Here is a 17,439-nt window from a genome sequence, read left to right on the forward strand (position 1 = left end):
GAGCGCTTCGGCAAAGTTTCACATCATGTAAGGGCAGACACTCCACGCAGGCCAAGCGCAAGCCGCCCTTCCCCTTGATGGGAAAGGGCTGCCAGCGCGGCAATGTCGGCCCAAAAACTCACTCCACGATCTCCGCGGTCTCCACCACGGCATGGAACAGCACGTCGCAGCCGGCGGCGGCCCATTCGGGATAGATTTCCTCGTCTTCGTTGTGGCTCAGCCCGTCGACGCAGGGACAAAACACCATTGCCGTCGGCGCCACGCGGTTGATCCAGCAGGCGTCGTGGCCGGCGCCCGAGACGATGTCACGATGGCTGTAGCCGAGCCGGTCGGCGGCGTCGCGCACGGCCTTGACGCAATCCGGGTCGAAGGCGACGGGATCGAAGTGGCCGACCTGCTCGATCTCGAAGGAAATGTCGAGCGCCTCGCAGATCGTCGCCACACCCTCGCGGATGCGGCCGTCCATGGCATCGAGCACTTCCTTCTCCGGCGAGCGGATGTCGATGGTGAAGACGGTACGCCCGGCGATGATGTTTCGCGAGTTGGGATAGACCTCCATGTGACCGACCGCGCCAACGGCGTCGGGCTGGTAGTCCATGGCGATCTCGTGCACGAGTTCGGTCACCCGCGCCATGCCGAGGCCGGCGTTGCGGCGCTTGTACATCGGTGTCGAGCCGGTATGTGCTTCCATGCCGGTCAAGGTCACCTGCAGCCACTTCAGGCCCTGTCCATGGGTGACGACGCCGATTTCAATCTCTTCGTCCTCGAGGATCGGTCCCTGCTCGATATGCAGCTCGAAGAACGCCTTCATCTTGCGGGCGCCGACCTTCTCGGTGCCTTTCCAGCCGATGCGCTCCAGCTCGTCGCCGAAGCTCTTGCCATGCGCGTCCTTGCGGGCATAGGCGAAATCCTGCTCGAGCACGCCGGCAAACACGCCCGATGCCAGCATGGCCGGGGCAAAGCGCGTGCCTTCCTCGTTGGTCCAGTTGGTGACGACGATGGGATGCTTCGTCTTGATGCCGAGATCGTTGAGTGAGCGGATCACCTCAAGCCCGCCGAGCACGCCGAGCACGCCGTCGAACTTGCCGCCCGTCGGCTGGGTGTCGAGATGGCTGCCGACATAGACCGGCAGCGCTTCGGGGTCGGTGCCTTCGCGGCGGGCAAACATCGTGCCCATCTCGTCGATGCCCATTTCAAGGCCGGCTTCGTCGCACCACCGCTTGAACAGATGGCGGCCCTCGCCGTCCTCGTCGGTCAGGGTCTGGCGGTTGTTGCCGCCGGCAATGCCGGGTCCGATCTTCGCCATCTCCATCAGCGAATCCCACAAACGATCTGAATTGATTCGGAGATTCTCGCCAGGTGCGGCCATGGTTCGGACCCTTATGCTTTCAGTTCGACTTCAACGAACGACATCGGCTTGTCGCCGCCATTGACCACATTGTGCTCGACGCCTTCATCCCGCCTGTAGGCCAAGCCGGCAGCCATGTCGACACGCCTGACACCGCCACCCGGCTCCTCCAGCAGAAACGAGCAAGGCGTGATCGTCGTCACGACATAGTCCATGCCATGCCTGTGCCAACGTGTTTCCGCGCCGGGATCGAAATCCCAGCGCGTGACGCGGACCTTGTCATCGTCCACAAGCACTTCGCTCGTGGCCTGCTGCCGCGCCTGATAGGTCAATCCACCATCCTCAGCACTTCACGGACGTGATCGATCAACTCGTTGATCTGGCCGTTGGTGATGATCAGTGGCGGCGACAGCGCGATGATGTCACCGGTGGTCCGGATCAGCGCGCCGCGCTCAAACGCCTTCACGAAGGCCGAGAACGCGCGCTTGCTCGGGCTGCCGGCAATCGGCTGCAGCTCGATCGCGCCGATCAGGCCGATATTGCGGATGTCGATAACGTGCGGTTCGCCCTTCAGCGAATGCAGCGCATCTTCCCAATAAGACGCAAGTTCGGCGCCGCGGGTCAGCAAGCCCTCTTCCTTGTAGGTGTCGAGGGTGGCGAGTGCCGCGGCCGAGGCGATCGGGTTGCCCGAATAGGTGTAGCCGTGGAAGAACTCGATCAGGTGTTCCGGCCCGGTCATGAAGGCGTCGTGGATTTCCTTCTTCACGAACACCGCGCCCATCGGGATGACGCCGTTGGAGACACCCTTGGCGGTGGTGATGATATCAGGAATGACGCCGAAGTAATCGGACGCGAACGGCGTGCCGAGGCGGCCGAAACCGGTGATGACCTCGTCGAAGATCAACAGGATGCCGTGCTTGGTGCAGATTTCGCGCAGTTTCTGCAGATAGCCCTTCGGCGGGATCAGCACGCCAGTGGAGCCGGCGACCGGCTCGACGATGACGGCAGCGATGGTCGAGGCGTCGTGCAGTGTCACGATCCGCTCGAGTTCGTCGGCAAGCTCCGCGCCATACTCAGGCTCACCCTTGGTGAAGGCGTTCTTGGCCGGCAGATGTGTGTGCGGCATGTGGTCGACGCCGCCGAGCAGCGTACCGAACATCTTGCGGTTGGTGACGATGCCGCCGACCGAGATGCCGCCGAAATTGACGCCGTGATAGCCACGCTCGCGGCCAATGAGACGGGTACGTGCGCCCTCGCCCTTCACCCGGTGATAGGCGATCGCCATCTTGAGGGCCGTGTCGACCGACTCCGAACCGGAATTGGTGAAGAATACATGGTCCATGCCCTTGGGCGCGATGTCGACGAGGCGGTTGGCCAGTTCGAAGACGATCGGGTGGCCCATCTGGAACGCCGGGGCATAGTCGAGCTCGGCGGCCTGTTTCTGGATCGCCTCGGTGATCTTGGGCCGGCAGTGGCCGGCATTGACGCACCACAGGCCTGCGGTGCCGTCGAGAATCTTGCGGCCGTCGCTGGCCGTGTAATGCATGTCCTTTGCCGCAACCATCATGCGCGGCGCCTGCTTGAACTGCCTGTTCGAGGTGAACGGCATCCAGAATGCGCTGAGATCGTTGGGCGTAACTTTTAGCCTGTCCGACATGACCAAGCTTTCCTTTCTTCCCCGGGTTCGGTACGGCCAACGCTTGGTCTTCGGTGCGTTTTCATGCTACGCAATTTTTTGACCGATTGGACAAACGTTAGCACCGCCGCATTGGCGGTCAAGGGATTACTACCGGAAATGCGGCTTCTGAGGCGCGCTCCACAGGTCGGCAAGAACTGGTCCAGCCGATTGGTCCAGATGGCGTCGGCACCCACCCTCGCATGCGGGACGTGATGACCATGGAAGGCTCGACACCGCGCGGTCGCACCCGCATCCAGAAAGAAAAGCGCGAGGTCATCCTCGAGGCCGCGCTGGAGGTGTTTTCGACCAACGGCTTCAGGGGCTCGACCATCGACCAGATCGCCGAGGCGGCGGGCATGTCGAAGCCCAATTTGCTCTATTATTTCCGCCGCAAGGAAGACATCCACGAGACGCTGATGCACCGGCTGCTCGACACCTGGCTGGCGCCGCTGAAGGAGCTCGACGATATCGGCGACCCGATGACCGAGCTACGCAGCTACATCAGGCGCAAGCTCGAAATGGCGCGGGACTTCCCCCGGGAAAGCCGGCTCTTCGCCAACGAGATCCTGCAGGGCGCACCGCGCATCATGGCGATGCTCGAAGGCGAACTGAAGACGCTGGTGGACGAGAAGGTCGAGGTCATCAGGGGCTGGATGCGCGCAGGCAAAGTCGCCAAGGCCGACCCATGGCATTTGATCTTCGCGATCTGGGCGACGACCCAGCATTATGCCGATTTCGACGTCCAGGTCCGCGCCGTGCTCGGCCCCGACCGTGGCGGCGATGGCCGCTTCGAGGACGCCGCACGCTTCCTCGAACAGCTTTTCCTCGAAGGACTCAAGCCGAAGGCCAACTGACCGCCGCAAGAAACAGCGGCCAGTTGGGCCCACGCTCCTACCCTCGCGGTGCCATGAATTCCTGGCGCGACAGCCGGCCATCGGCATCGCTGTCAAACGCAGCAATCAGCGCCGGACCATCGCCATCGCCCGCATTGGCCTGGGCAAGCTCGCTGGCCGACAGCAAACCGTCCTTGTTGGCGTCCACTGCGGCAAAGGCCTTGTCGACAAGCGAGCGATGATGCGCTTCGAATTCGGGGAAGCTCAGCCGACCGTCATGGTCGATATCCATCTGCGCGAACTCGCTGGCACGGATCTCCGTCGGACTGCCGAGACCTGCGCCCCTGCCAGGAACGCGCACGGCGAGGATGACCGGTTTGCTACCTGCTGCGCCGGGCGCGGCGCGCATGACAAACATCATCCCCGGGGGAGGCGTATCAGGCGGCAATCGAGCCTCTGGCTCCGGGGCGTCGGCGGCTCCTGTCTTGAACTTGCGGATCAGCGTACCGCTGCCGAACTCGCTCGAACTGATGACGCCGTTGCCGTCGGCATCGAGCTCCTTGAATGCGGCCTGCAGGTCAGGCAGCGCGGTCGCCGGCGATACCGCCAGACTGACGCCGCCAACCGCGACGAAGGCCGCTAGCAATGCCATTGCGGGTCGAGAATAGGTGCGAAACTTGGCCATGCTTCTTTCCCATGCTGTCTGGGGTGGAGAACATGCCGCCTCGGCCAGATAGGCGTCGATGAAACTGCGCACGACCTCGCTCGCCGGTCTGCCCTCGGCACGGCTGCGGGCCATCAGGGCCTGCTTGGTCTCGTGCGGGATCCTGATTTCCAGCGTTTCGCTTTTCTTGGGAGCTCGGGTCATGGCGGGTCTCATCTTCGCCGTCGGCTTGGCGGCCCGCCAATCACGACAGGCCGCAGCGTTCATTGAAACATGAGAGCCGTCCCGATGCAGGCGTTTTCGTGTCCGGACACAGCAAAAAGCACCACTTGCAGCGACGAAAAGAGGCAGATCGAAGATGCCTCGCGCATCCTCGGCCTGCTTTTGCATGAATGGCTTAGATCAAAGAGCTGAATCAGTTTCTCGACAGCGATCGGCTCTATTGGCCAGCCGCGATCACCAGCAGGAAACTGCCGGCCAGAGCCACGTTGCTGACCACCCCGTTGATCCGGGAGGCGCGATCCGGACCCTGGTGGTCCCAGAAATTGTGGAACATCAGCGTCCCTGCAACCAGGAACACGATGAGCGCCGCTGCCGCATAGGCTGCGTGGAAGCCGACCATCAGCATCAAGCCGGCAACGATCTGCAGTACGATCCCGCCCCAAAGGACCACCCCTGCCTGCGGCACGCCGCGAGTGGTCATCATGCCGGTGAGCAGTTTGGTATTGGCGATGTTGCGCAAGCCGGCAAAAACGAAAGCGCCGCCAAGCAGCAGCCGGCCGACAAAGGCCAGAGTCGAAATGTCGAACATAAGTCCCCCATGGCGACCGCCTTCCGGCGATCGCTGCAAAACGTCTTTTGGTTTGTGAATCAGGCGGCCTTGGCTTCGGCGACCGGATGAACGGCGTGGAACGTCACGCAAAGCCGGTTCCATGTGTTGATCATGCCGACCGCCATGGTCAGCTTGACCAGCTCTTCTCCCGAGAAGTGCTTTTGCGCTTCGGCATAGAGTTCCCCCGGAACACCCGCATCGGCAATGTTGGTGACGGCTTCGGTCCAGGCAAAGGCCATGCGCTCGCGCTCGCTGAACAGCGGCGATTCCTTCCAGGCAGCTACCAGCCAGAGGCGCTGCTCGGTCTCGCCGTCGTGCTTGGCTTCGCGGCTGTGCATGTCGACACAGTAGGAACAGCCATTGATCTGCGACGCGCGCAGCTTGATCAGGTGCAGCAAGCCGACTTCGAGCCCACATTCGTTGATGGCGGTGTTGAGCGAGACCAGAAGCTTCGTCAGCTCGGGTGCGGCAGTATAGAAATTCAATCTGGGTTTCATGGCATCTTCCTTTCGTTGATAAGTCTTTGCTTGGAGTTCTGCGGCCGCTGGTTCAGTGCCACGAAGGCGCAACTGGCGGCGACGATGCGTTGATCCGCGGTGGCATTGAAATCGGCGACGATGTCGGAGAGCCTGGTTTCAGCAAGTGCCGCGCGATAGGCCCGCTCGGCCTTGAGCATGGCGACATTGATGCCGCAGGGCTTCACATAGGCCGACGGGTCAAGCGCATAGCTGCCCTTCTGCCTGATCTCGCCGCAGCGAAACGCCGGTTCCCTGCCCTCGATCGCCAGCACGATGTCGAGCAGCGTGATTTTTTCCGCCGCCCGCGCCAGGCGGTAGCCGCCGTTCGGGCCGGGCACAGATTCCAGGATCCTTGCCCCCGTCAGCGCCTTGAGGTGCTTGAGCAGGTAGCTCGGCGACAGGCCGAAGGCCACGGCCATGACATTGCCGGGCAGCGTGCCGTCGCCGTCGACTCCGGCCAGCATCGCCGCGCAATGGATCGCCGCCTCCACGCCATCACCAAGCTTCATCGCCATCTCCTTTATCGTCGATAATTAATATCTTGGATAAATTTTATCCGCAATAGCTACGACGAAAAATTTCATTGATGACGATGCCTAAATGTTGAGCTCTGCTCCGGATCCGTCTTGCCTGCTCGCCGGCGTCACGTGGCTGAGCACGCACTTCCAGCCGGTTCCGTGACGGGCGAAGACATCGCTGGTCCATTCGTCGGCCGTAAAACGCTGACCGCGAAAATGGCCGCTGTTGACGACGCGCGCGGTGTAGACCGCGGTCGCGCCGTAGAGTTCGACGCGTGGTTCGCTGGCAGTTCGCATCATATCGTGGGTGAGGTCGCCCGAGGCGACCAAGGCGAGAAAATCTGTTTTGGATGTCGCACCGTCGGGGCCGACGATGACCCAATCGTCGGTCATGAAGTGGCCAATGGCAGCGGCGTCATTGGCAACGATCGCCTCCGCCCAGGCAAGAGCGAGTTCGACGATCTCGCTCCTGTCGTCCATGGCTCCCTACTCCGCCGCCACCTTGGCCATCGGGTTGTTGGGATGCGTCGTCCAGTTGGCATAATGCGGCGACACCGGCTTGCCGGTGCGCTTGTCCATGGCGCCGACGGCCAGGGGCTCCATGGTGATGCAGTTCTCGACCGGGCAGACGTTGACGCAGAGATTGCAGCCAACGCACTCCTCGTCGATCACCTCGAAGTGCCTGACACCGTCGACCATGCTGGTGATCGCCTGGTGCGAAGTGTCCTCGCAGGCGATGTGGCAGCGGCCGCACTTGATGCAGGCGTCCTGGTCGATATGCGCCTTGGCGACGTAGTTGAGGTTGAGATACTGCCAGTCGGTGACATTGGGCGTGGCGCGGCCGACAATGTCGTCGAGCGAGCGGTGGCCCTTCTCGTCCATCCAGTTTTCGAGACCGGCGATCATTTCCTGCACGATCTTGAAGCCGTAGGTCATCGCCGCTGTGCAAACCTGAACGTTGCCGGCACCGAGCGCCATGAACTCAGCCGCATCGCGCCAGGTGGTGATGCCGCCGATGCCCGAAATCGGCAGTCCGGCCGTCTCAGGGTCGCGCGCGATCTCGGCCACCATGTTCATGGCGATCGGCTTGACCGCCGGGCCGCAATAGCCGCCATGCGAACCCTTGCCGTCGATTGTCGGCTCCGGCGCGAAGCTGTCGAGGTTGACGCCGGTGATCGAGTTGATGGTGTTGATCAGCGACACCGCGTCGGTGCCGCCGGCATGCGCCGCGCGCGCCGGCTTGCGCACGTCGGTGATGTTGGGCGTCAGCTTGGTGATGACGGGCATGCGCGTGTTTTGCTTGCACCAGCGCACGACCATTTCGATATATTCGGGCACCTGGCCGACGGCCGCACCCATGCCGCGTTCCGACATGCCATGCGGGCAGCCGAAATTGAGCTCGATGCCATCGGCGCCGGTCTCCTCGACGACCGGCAGGATCGCCTTCCAGGCTTCCTCGACGCACGGCACCATCAGCGACACGACGATGGCCCTGTCGGGCCAGTCCATCTTGACCTGCTTGATCTCGCGCAGATTGGTCTGCAGGTCGCGATCGGTGATCAGCTCGATGTTGTTGAGGCCGAGCAGGCGGCGGTCGGCACCCCAGATCGCGCCATAGCGCGGGCCGTTGACGTTGACGACAGGCGGGCCTTCCTCGCCCAGCGTCTTCCACACGACACCGCCCCAACCCGCCTTGAAGGCGCGGACGACGTTGTAGGCCTTGTCGGTGGGTGGCGCGGAGGCCAGCCAGAACGGGTTGGGCGACTTGATGCCGACGAAATTGTTGCGGATGTCTGCCATCTTGTCCTCCCTCAGCCGATCAGGGCGCGGTTGATCGATTCAGCCGCGTCGCGTCCTTGCGCCACAGCCGAGACGGTCAGATCGTCGCCGCCTGCGATGCAGTCGCCACCGGCCCAGACCTTGGCGAGCGATGTACGCCCTTCGCCATCGACCTTGATGCGGCCGCCTTCCATGGCGATCGAAACGCCGCTGCCGTTGAGTGCTGCCGGCTCGAAGCTCTGGCCGATCGCCTTGAACACCTGGTCGGCGGCGAGCCTGACGATCTCGCCGGTGCCGGCGAGCTTGTCGCCCTTCATGGCGGTGTATTCGAGCTCGATGGCGACCACCTTGCCGCCGTCGGCGATGACCTGCTTGGGCTGCAGCCAGTGGCGGATGACGACGCCGTTGGCAGCGGCCAGATCCTGCTCGAAGCCCGAAGCGTTCATGTGCTCCTGGCCGCGGCGGTAGCAGATCGTCACCTCCTCGGCGCCGAGCAGCTTGGACTGCACGGCGGCGTCGACGGCCGTCATGCCGCCGCCGATGACGACGACGCGGCGCCCGACCGGCAGGCCGGCGAGATCGCTCGACTGGCGCAAGGTGGAGATGAAGTCGACCGCATTGGAGACGCCTGAAGCGTCTTCGCCCTCGGCGCGCAGCGCGTTGACGCCGGCAAGGCCGAGGCCGAGGAACACGGCGTCGTAAGAGGCGGCCAGATCGGCGAGATGATAGTCGCGGCCGAGCGCCTTGCCGTTTTCGGTCGTAATGCCACCGATTGCTGTGACGTAGTCGACTTCGGCCTGGGCGAAATCGTCGGTGCTCTTATAGGCGGCGATGCCATATTCGTTGAGGCCGCCGGCCTTTGGCCGGGCTTCGAGGATGGTCACCTCATGGCCATGGCGCGCGAGCCTGTGCGCGGCCGCAAGACCAGCCGGGCCTGCACCGACGACGGCGATCTTCTTGCCGGTCGGCTCGGCGCGCTGGTAAAACTGCTTGCCCTGCGCCATCGCCACATCGGTGGCGTAGCGTTGCAGGCGGCCGATCTGCACCGGCTTGCCCTCGGCGACCTCGCGGACGCAGACTTCCTCGCACAATGTCTCGGTCGGGCAGACACGGGCGCACATGCCGCCGAGAATGTTCTGGTCGAAGATGGTCTTGGCCGAACCGATCGGATTGCCAGTCGAAATCTGGCGGATGAACATCGGGATGTCGATCGATGTCGGGCATGCCTGCATGCACGGCGCGTCGTAGCAGAAATAGCAACGATCGGACTCCACCAGCGCCTCGTGGTGGTCCAGCGCCGGGTGCAGGTCGGAGAAATTCTCGGCGTATTGAGTGGGCGCAAGGCGGCCGCCGACGATGCCTTCCTTGAAAAGACCTTCTGCCATTCCAGTTCCCCAGTTTATTCTCGTTTTGAGGAAGCGTAGCACGTTCTAATTTTTTATCAATTGGTCAATTTTTTGCGCAAGTGTTTGATTTTATTCAAAAATAAGATGATTATTTTGGTCAGGATTTGAGAGGTCTGAGTGACGCAATTCCGCTGGGGCAGGATGAAGGAAAAATGCCCCAACACCACGCGTCATCCCCGCTCTCGCTCCGCTCGGCCGGGATGACCGCGTCGGCGTTGCCGCCGATCGCTGCCGAGATCGGCTTCCCATCCTTCGACAGGCTCAGGATGAGGGGAGCCAAGTTTCTTCACTGCCACGCCCCGTTTCCGGTCTGGCCATTGTCAAAGAACACTCCCGTGTCGGGAGAAAAGTTCGGGAAGCGGGGCGCGAGGCCGTGCCTTCCGATTAGTGATATGTGGCGCGAACCTCGCGCTCCGCCGGCGATTTCTGTTCCCGCCTGTTCCGCTTCCGCAGGCCACCTTTAGCATTTGCGCTCTTCGGTGGTCTCACTAGCGCTCGTCCAGCGCACCCCGGGCGTAGTCCCGGGAGGGGAACCTTTCGGCGGAACCTCCCCGGGCGATGAGCTACGTTGGCCCGTCGCCGGAGGCGCCGGCTCCTCCCCACTGATCACCGTCGCGACCGGCGTTCCCGTGGGAGGAACTGGAGTGGATTGTACGGGAGGTTCGGAGGGCGTGGAAAATCGGGCGCGGCTATCCACGCGTGATGGTGACAGATGGTGACATCCAATCATCCATGTAGCGATCCTTCGCACCCCCCTCTGCCCTGCCGGGCATCTCCCCCACAAGGAGGGAGATCAGTCGCGTCCTCGACGACACCCATCCTGCGACGTTGCAAGGATCAGGCTTGCAAGGCTGCCGATTGGCTGCGAGGGCGATGGTGGCCTGATCTCCCCCCTTGAGGGGGAGATGCCCGGCAGGGCAGAGGGGGGCGCGAAGAAATGAGGCGTCTCTGGAAAGCCGGAACCGCTTCAATCGCGACAGCAAGAAAAGGCAAAGGCGTGGAGAACCTCTCCACGCCCGCACCTGATCAAGCCTCCGGCATCACCTCATCGTCTTCGTGGACTAGAACCTGATTGCCCCAATATCGGAGGACGGCAGCGGAGCTGAGGATAAGTTCGAACCAGTCCCCTCCATCCTGGTAAGGATCGCCGATCCCCCCGGTCATGCCTTGCAAGCTGAACACGCCATCCTGCACGCTTTTGACGAAAACATGCCATTTCAACTGCTGTCCGTCGAACAGGACAAAAATCTCGTCCTGATTGGACTCGTCTATCTCTACGGAGTAGAGGCCATTAGAGGACTGAAATGCGATGGACCGCCGTCCGAAATTGGCAGTCTCATGGTCCCCGATCCTTGTCCCTTCTCCCATTGCTCCCCCCGAACTGAACACAGGCGCACCATACCTGCGACTTGTTGCTCAGCCGAGAAGATAGACACTCCCGTAACCCGTCAACAGAGGTTGGCGAAAGCGTAGAGGAACGACCTCGCCACCCCACCCTTCACGCCTCCGGCGTGATGTCGTGCGCGCCCGATACCGCGCCCTTGCCCATGCTGATGACCGGCTCCATGGCATCGAAGGCGCTGGGCGGCAGGTGGCACTTGATCTGGTGGCCACCTCCCATCTCGCGCACCGGCGGCACCTGGGTTTCGCAGAGATTGCCCGGCACCTGGGACTTGTAGCGGCAGCGCGTCTGGAACGGGCAGCCCGACGGCGGGTTCATCGCCGAGGGAATGTCGCCCTCCAGCACGATGTGTTTCTTCACCACCGACGTATCGGCGATCGGAATCGCCGAGAGCAGTGCTTCCGTATACGGGTGATAGGGAGGGGAAAAAATCTGGTCGGTGGTGCCCTGCTCGACGATGTGGCCAAGATACATGACCACCACGCGGTCGGCGATGTAGCGCACCACGGAGAGGTCGTGGCTGATGAACAGCATCGTCGTCTTCGACTTGCGCTGGATGTCCATCAAAAGCTCGGTCACCGCCGCCTGGACGGAGACGTCGAGCGCCGAAACCGGCTCGTCGGCGACGACGACACGGGCCTCACCGGCAAAGGCACGGGCAACGCCGATGCGCTGCTTCTGCCCGCCCGAGAGCTGGCGCGGCATGCGTTCGGCGAAAGCGCGTGGCAGCTTGACCAGATCAAGCAGTTCCAGCATGCGCTGCTTTCGATCAGCGGCGGTCTTGCCGATCTTGAATTTTTCCAGCGTGCGGACGATCTGCGACCCGACCGAATGGCTCGGGTTGAGCGTGTCGAACGGGTTCTGGAATACCATCTGGATCGCCGACACTGTCGCGACGTCACGGTCCTCGATGCCGGTCGACTGGATCTCCTTGTTGCCGAGCAGCACCTTGCCGGAGCTTGCCGTCTCGAGGCCGAGCAGCACCTTGGCCAAAGTCGACTTTCCGCAGCCGGATTCACCGACGATGGCGACGGTCTCGGATTCGCGCGCCTGGAAGCTGATCGTCTCGTTGGCCTTGACGACCCTGCCCTCGCCGCTCGAGCCGAACACCTCGTTGCCGCCGACGCGGTAGTATTTTTTCAGGTCCTCGATCCTCAGCACGGGCGCCCCGGGCTTGACCGGCTCGTGCTTCTTTTCGGCACCGGGCGGAAAGGCCGTCCAGTCGATCTCGTTGAAGCGCACGCAGCGGCTGAAATGGCCGTCGTGACCAGTGACCGGGATCATCGGGATCTCGTCGGCGTTGCACAGGCCTTCAACGAAATGGTGGCAGCGCGGGCCGAAATTGCAGCCCTTGGGGCGCTGGTGCGGCAGCGGCAGCTGGCCGGGAATGGCGACAAGCGGGCGCGAATTCTTGTCCGCTCCCGGCAACGGGATCGAGCGGAACAGCCCTTGCGTATAGGGATGGCGCATCCGGTCGAAGACGTCCTTGATCGAGCCGGTCTCGACCGCCTCGCCTGAATACATCACCGTGATGCGGTCGCAGGTCTCGAGGATCAGGCCGAGATTGTGCGACACGAAGATCATCGAGGTGCCGAACTGCTTCCCCAGCCCCTTGACCAGTTGCACAATGCCGGCCTCGACGGTGACATCGAGCGCGGTGGTCGGCTCGTCGAGCAACAGCAGCGCCGGATTGGACAACAGCGCCATGGCGATGACAATGCGCTGCTGCTGGCCGCCGGAAAGCTGATGCGGGAACGAGCGCATCATGCGCTCGGGATCGGGCAGCTTGACGGAGCGCACCATTTCGAGGGCGCGTTTGTAGGCCTCGTCCTTCGACACCTTGTCGTGGATCATCGGCACTTCCATCAGCTGCTGGCCGACCTTCATCGCCGGGTTCAGGCTGGCCATCGGCTCCTGGTAGATCATGGCGATCTTGTTGCCGCGGATGGAGCGCAGCTCCTCGTCGGACATGTCGCCCATGTCCTTGCCCTGGAACCTGATGCGGCCGCCGACGATCTTTCCGATGTTGGAGAGGTCGCGCATGATGCCGAGCGAAACCGTCGACTTGCCGCAACCGCTCTCGCCGACGATACCCATCGCCTCGCCCGGCATGACGGTGCAGGAGAAGTCCATCACCGCGGGGATTTCACCGCGCCGGGTGAAGAAGGAGATCGACAGGTTCTCGATCTCGAGGATTGGTTCGGCGGTGGCGTTTCTGACGGCTTCGTTCATGACGCTCTCCTTCAATCCTTCATCGATTGTTCGCGCAGCGCATCGGCAAGAAGGTTGAGGCCGAGCACGAAGGACATCAGCGCGATTGTCGGCGGCAGTGCCGGGTGGATGAACGAGCGCAGCAACCGGCTGGCGTCCTTGATCGCGGTGCCCCAGTCGGGGCTTTCGGGCGCGAGGCCAAGGCCGAAATAGCCGAGCGTGCCGAGCAGGATGGTGGTGTAGCCGATGCGCAGGCAGGCATCGACGATGAGGGGGCCACGGGCGTTGGGCAGGATCTCCCACAGCATGATGTACCAAGGCGTCTCGCCGCGTGTCTGGGCGGCGGCAACGTAGTCGCGCGTCTTGATGTCCATGGTCAGGCCACGCACGATGCGGAACACACCGGGGCTGGAGGCGAAGACGACGGCGACGAAGATGTTGAGCTGGTTGGGCTCGATCGAGACGATGCCGAACGGGTCGGCATTGAAGACGAGGCCGGCATAGATCCAGCCGCCGAACACAAGCGTTATGCCGAGCAACAGATAGATGCGGTCCGGCCGGTCCTTGAAGCGGGTGTAAAACAGCACCGAGAAGAAGATGATCGGGAACAGGAAGAACAACCCCGCCAGCGCATAGGGTATGGGCGTGTCCATGATCCCCGGCGTGACCAGCAGGTAAAACAGCAGGATGACGGGGAAGGCCAGCACGAGGTTGGCGAGGAACGACAGGACGGAGTCGATACGTCCGCCATAATAGCCCGCCGGCAGCCCGAGCGTGATGCCGACCATCAGCGCGAACATGGTGGCGGCAGGCGCGATGATCAGCACGATCTGGCTGCCATGGACCATGCGCGAGAACACGTCGCGCGCAAGCTTGTCGCCGCCGAAGAGGTAGGTCAGTCCGGATGCCGGCTCGATGGCACCGGGCAGCGCATCCTTCATGACGGGAATCTGCGCTAGCGGGTCGAATGGCGCGACCTCGGCGGCGAAGATCGCCGTGAACAGCCAGAAAAAGCAGATCGACACGCCGGCGATGCCGACGCCTGAATCGAAGAGCTGGCCGTAGAGACCGAGATGCTTGCGGAAGTTGAAGCTGGCGACCAGCACGATGGCCATCGCCAGCCACACCGGCCAGAAGCGGGCCAGCACGCCGAGGAAGACCTGGAAACCGCCGATATATTCGATCTGCATGCGGCCGTCTCCTACTGAACCCGGATGCGGGGATTGAGATAGGCGTAGCCGACATCGGAGATCAGCTGCGTCACCAGGACCACGAAGACCGAGACCAGCGAGCAGCCGAGCAGAAGGTCGATGTCGTTGTTGCCGGCGGCTTCAACAAGCGTGAAGCCGAAACCCTGGTAGCGGAACATCGTCTCGACGATGACAACACCGGTGAGCAGCCATGGAAACTGCAGCATGATGACGGTGAACGGCGCAATCAGCGCGTTGCGCAAAGCGTGCTTGACCACCACGTTGCCAAAGGAAAGCCCCTTGAGCCGGGCGGTGCGGATGTATTGCTGGGTCATGACCTCGACCATCGAGGCGCGGGTCATGCGCGCGATGTAGCCGATGCCATAGATCGCCATGGTCATCACAGGCAGGGTGAAATTGTAGAAGGTGATGCCCTGCGATGTGGCGCTTGCCGCCGAGCCGTTGAACCAGCCCAGCCATGAGGCGAAGATGACGGTGAAGATGACGCCGGAGACATATTCCGGGGTCGCCGTGGTGGCGATCGAGGCCACCGACAGCGTTCGGTCGGTGCGCGATCCCTCGCGCATGCCGGCGAAGATGCCGATCAACAGCGCGATCGGCACCATCGTCACCATGACCCAGAACATCAGGATGCCAGTGGCACCGAGTGCGGGGAACAGCTTTGACGCGACGGTGGTCTTGAACTTGGTCGAGCAGCCGAAATCGCCTTGCAGCACGCCGGAGAATTGCGGCACCGACGGCTCGTTGCAGAAGGAGAAGCGCGGCACGGCCTGTCCGGTGGCCGGGTCGATGTTCGGCTGCTTCGGCATCACCCCGAGCCATTGGCCATAGCGGACGAAGAAGTTCTGCCGATAGCCGTTGCGCTGCAGCCAGCTTTCAAGCTGCTCGGAGGTGGCGCGCATCTCGGTCTGGCTGATCGCCAGCTTCTTCAGGTTGGGATCGAGGTTGATCAGGAAAAAGACGACAAGCGTCAGGCAGAGCATCGTCAGCCCGATGACCCCGAGGCGCCTGAGGATGAATGAAAGCACTGTCGCCCCCTGCCTGTTGGGTTGGGCTCCGTATCAGGCGGCCCGGCATGACCGGGACTGCCTGGCGAACAGCGGGAGGGACGCCAACGTCCCTCCCCTCAACAGTGGACGGCTTATGCCTGCTTGTCGAGCCAGACCTTATGGAAGTCGTGCTCGTTGGTCGGATGCATGCCGTGGTTCATCACATATTTGGCGGAGTGGTTGAACAGCGACCGCCAGTAGGACTGGATCAGGATGCCGGAGTCCTGAAGAATCTGCTCGAGATCCTTCATCAGCAGCTTGCGCTTCTCGACATCGGGCTGCGCCGTGGCTTCGGTCAGCTTCTTGTCGAAGTCCGGATTGGCGAATGCGCTTTCGTTCCAGGCTTCGCCGGACTTGTAGCCGAGCACCAGGATCTGCACGCCGAGCGGGCGCATGTTCCAGGTGGTCATCGAGAACGGATACTTGGTCCAGTCGTTCCAGAAGGTCGAGCCCGGAAGCACGGTGCGCTTGACCTTGATGCCGGCCTCGCGGATCTGCGCGGCAATGGCGTCGCCGGTGTTCTTGTGCCAGTCCTCGTCGGTGGTGATGAGGTCGTGCTCGAAGTCCGCGTGACCCGACTCCTCCATCAGCTTCTTGGCGCCGGCGGCGTCGCGGGTCTTCTTCGGCAGCTCGACATACTCCGGGTGGATCGGCGCGACATGGTGGTTTTCCGCCACCGTGCCACGGCCGCCATAACCGAGCTGCAGCACGGTCGCGTTGTCGACCGCCATCTGCATGGCGTTGCGAACCTTCTGGTTCTCGTAAGGCTTGTTGTTGACGTTGAAGCGCGCAACGATCGTCGCGGCGGTCACGACCTCAGACTTCACCAGGCCAAGACCGTCGAGGATATCGACATAGTCGGCGACGGTTTCGTAGTTGGTGTCGACTTCGCCCGCCTCGAAGGCGTTGACGGCTGCGGACGGATCGGGACCGTAGTCGATGAACTCGACGCCATCGAGATAGGCTTCGCCGCCCCACCACTTGCCGTTCTCACGCCGCTTGAGCACGGCCTTGGAGCCGACATCGTAGGAGACCAGCTCGAAAGGCCCGGTGCCGATGGGATGGCTGACAAGGTTGGAGCCGTTCTTTTCGAAGTCGCGGTGGACGATGATACCAGGATAGTCCGACACGCCGGGAATGAAGGTGATGTCGGGCGCCGGGAACTTGATCGCGATGGTGTAGTCGTCGACCTTGGTGATGGCGCCTTCCTTGGCCTTCTTCGTCGCCGGATCGACAAGCGCGCCCATGCGGGCGGCCATCGAGTTGCCTTCAGCCGCACTGTCGCACCAGCGCAGCAGGTTGAACATGACGTCGTCGGCGTTGAACTCGTCGCCGTTGTTCCAGGTCACGCCCTTGCGCACGTTGAGCTTGTATTCGGTGGCGTCGTCGTTGATTTCCCAGCTTTCGAGCAGGGCCGGCTCGAAGGTGAAGGTGCGGGTGTATTTGACCAGCGGCTCGAGGAACTGGCGCGTGACGTTGGCCATCTCCGGCCAGTCATAGCTGCGCGGATCCTTCTGATCCTTCACGAACATCGAAACGCGGATGACGCCACCCTTCTTGGGCTCCTGGGCCAGGGCCTCGGTCGGCGCCGCCAACCCCAGCATGCCGTAGGCCATTGCCGTCGTGGCACCGAAAGCGCTCGCCAGGGCCAGAAACTCGCGACGGTCCATCTCGCCGGACCCGGCGCTTTTCGCCAGCTCACGGATGTGGCCGGGAACAAGATCAGAGTTGCTCTTGTAGAATGTCATTTCCGTCTCCCATTGAAGCTGTAACGTTACCATTTCGCATCCGATTGCCGTTGTCAAAACGGTCGGATGTCATCGTTCCCATGGGTAAGTTTGCAATTTTGGGAGGTGGGCAGTTCGCGTGATAGCGACAGAGTTGGCGCAAAAATGGTAGTGCGCAGCGGATTCGTCGGAATCTTCGCCCCAAGCTAATATGCCGGGTCCCGACAACCTACGGCAGTACCACGACAGATCGCCTGATATGT

Annotated in this window: 16 protein-coding genes; 1 reads left to right on the forward strand and 15 read right to left on the reverse strand. The window is 62.4% G+C overall.

Annotated features, from left to right (window positions below; translation table 11 throughout):
* Positions 1–118: 118 nt before the first annotated feature.
* The 3 genes from J1C56_RS11860 to aptA are packed head-to-tail and all read right to left on the reverse strand — an operon-like array spanning position 119 to position 3,005.
* On the reverse strand, positions 119–1,369 hold the full coding sequence (locus J1C56_RS11860) for a Zn-dependent hydrolase (RefSeq protein ID WP_214389293.1): 1,251 nt from the start codon (positions 1,367–1,369) through the stop codon (positions 119–121).
* A gap of 11 nt (positions 1,370–1,380) precedes the next feature.
* Positions 1,381–1,680: a cupin domain-containing protein gene (locus tag J1C56_RS11865; RefSeq protein ID WP_214389295.1), complete on the reverse strand. Its 300-nt coding sequence runs from the start codon at positions 1,678–1,680 to the stop codon at positions 1,381–1,383.
* Positions 1,677–3,005 carry an omega-aminotransferase AptA gene (gene aptA / locus J1C56_RS11870; protein ID WP_214389297.1) on the reverse strand — a complete coding sequence of 443 codons (1,329 nt, stop codon included), beginning with the start codon at positions 3,003–3,005 and terminating at the stop codon, positions 1,677–1,679. The genes J1C56_RS11865 and aptA overlap by 4 nt, the downstream gene beginning before the upstream one ends.
* Before the next feature lie 239 nt (positions 3,006–3,244).
* On the opposite strand from aptA, the gene J1C56_RS11875 reads away from it, so the two are divergent.
* Positions 3,245–3,880, forward strand: a complete 636-nt coding sequence (locus J1C56_RS11875; protein WP_214390247.1) for a TetR family transcriptional regulator C-terminal domain-containing protein — start codon at positions 3,245–3,247, stop codon at positions 3,878–3,880.
* A 37-nt stretch (positions 3,881–3,917) separates the two neighbouring features.
* On the opposite strand, the gene J1C56_RS11880 is transcribed toward J1C56_RS11875, so the two are convergent.
* From J1C56_RS11880 to J1C56_RS11935, 12 genes are all read right to left on the reverse strand, one after another.
* Positions 3,918–4,913, reverse strand: coding sequence for an EF-hand domain-containing protein (locus J1C56_RS11880; RefSeq protein WP_214389299.1), 996 nt, complete (start codon positions 4,911–4,913; stop codon positions 3,918–3,920).
* A gap of 49 nt (positions 4,914–4,962) precedes the next feature.
* Positions 4,963–5,334 (reverse strand): DoxX family protein, encoded by a 372-nt coding sequence (locus tag J1C56_RS11885; RefSeq protein ID WP_214389302.1) that lies wholly within the window; start codon positions 5,332–5,334, stop codon positions 4,963–4,965.
* Between the two features lie 59 nt (positions 5,335–5,393).
* Positions 5,394–5,852, reverse strand: coding sequence for a carboxymuconolactone decarboxylase family protein (locus tag J1C56_RS11890; protein WP_214389304.1), 459 nt, complete (start codon positions 5,850–5,852; stop codon positions 5,394–5,396).
* Positions 5,849–6,382, reverse strand: coding sequence for an RrF2 family transcriptional regulator (locus tag J1C56_RS11895; RefSeq protein ID WP_214389306.1), 534 nt, complete (start codon positions 6,380–6,382; stop codon positions 5,849–5,851). Before J1C56_RS11895 ends, J1C56_RS11890 begins: the two co-directional genes overlap by 4 nt.
* A gap of 87 nt (positions 6,383–6,469) precedes the next feature.
* On the reverse strand, positions 6,470–6,871 hold the full coding sequence (locus J1C56_RS11900; RefSeq protein WP_214389308.1) for a nuclear transport factor 2 family protein: 402 nt from the start codon (positions 6,869–6,871) through the stop codon (positions 6,470–6,472).
* A 6-nt stretch (positions 6,872–6,877) separates the two neighbouring features.
* Positions 6,878–8,191, reverse strand: a complete 1,314-nt coding sequence (gene preA / locus J1C56_RS11905; RefSeq protein ID WP_214389310.1) for an NAD-dependent dihydropyrimidine dehydrogenase subunit PreA — start codon at positions 8,189–8,191, stop codon at positions 6,878–6,880.
* An 11-nt stretch (positions 8,192–8,202) separates the two neighbouring features.
* Positions 8,203–9,555: an NAD(P)-dependent oxidoreductase gene (locus J1C56_RS11910; RefSeq protein WP_214389313.1), complete on the reverse strand. Its 1,353-nt coding sequence runs from the start codon at positions 9,553–9,555 to the stop codon at positions 8,203–8,205.
* A 1,047-nt stretch (positions 9,556–10,602) separates the two neighbouring features.
* Complete coding sequence (locus tag J1C56_RS11915) at positions 10,603–10,944, reverse strand: hypothetical protein (RefSeq protein ID WP_214389315.1); 342 nt, start codon at positions 10,942–10,944, stop codon at positions 10,603–10,605.
* 130 nt (positions 10,945–11,074) lie between these two features.
* Positions 11,075–13,210, reverse strand: a complete 2,136-nt coding sequence (locus tag J1C56_RS11920) for a dipeptide ABC transporter ATP-binding protein (protein ID WP_214389317.1) — start codon at positions 13,208–13,210, stop codon at positions 11,075–11,077.
* A gap of 11 nt (positions 13,211–13,221) precedes the next feature.
* On the reverse strand, positions 13,222–14,379 hold the full coding sequence (locus J1C56_RS11925; protein ID WP_214389319.1) for an ABC transporter permease: 1,158 nt from the start codon (positions 14,377–14,379) through the stop codon (positions 13,222–13,224).
* Positions 14,380–14,390: 11 nt separating this feature from the next.
* Positions 14,391–15,428: an ABC transporter permease gene (locus J1C56_RS11930; protein ID WP_214389321.1), complete on the reverse strand. Its 1,038-nt coding sequence runs from the start codon at positions 15,426–15,428 to the stop codon at positions 14,391–14,393.
* Positions 15,429–15,541: 113 nt separating this feature from the next.
* Positions 15,542–17,197 carry an ABC transporter substrate-binding protein gene (locus J1C56_RS11935; RefSeq protein ID WP_214389323.1) on the reverse strand — a complete coding sequence of 552 codons (1,656 nt, stop codon included), beginning with the start codon at positions 17,195–17,197 and terminating at the stop codon, positions 15,542–15,544.
* Between the last annotated feature and the right edge of the window lie 242 nt (positions 17,198–17,439).

It is taken from the genome of Aminobacter anthyllidis, from assembly GCF_018555685.1.
Taxonomy (GTDB): domain Bacteria; phylum Pseudomonadota; class Alphaproteobacteria; order Rhizobiales; family Rhizobiaceae; genus Aminobacter; species Aminobacter anthyllidis.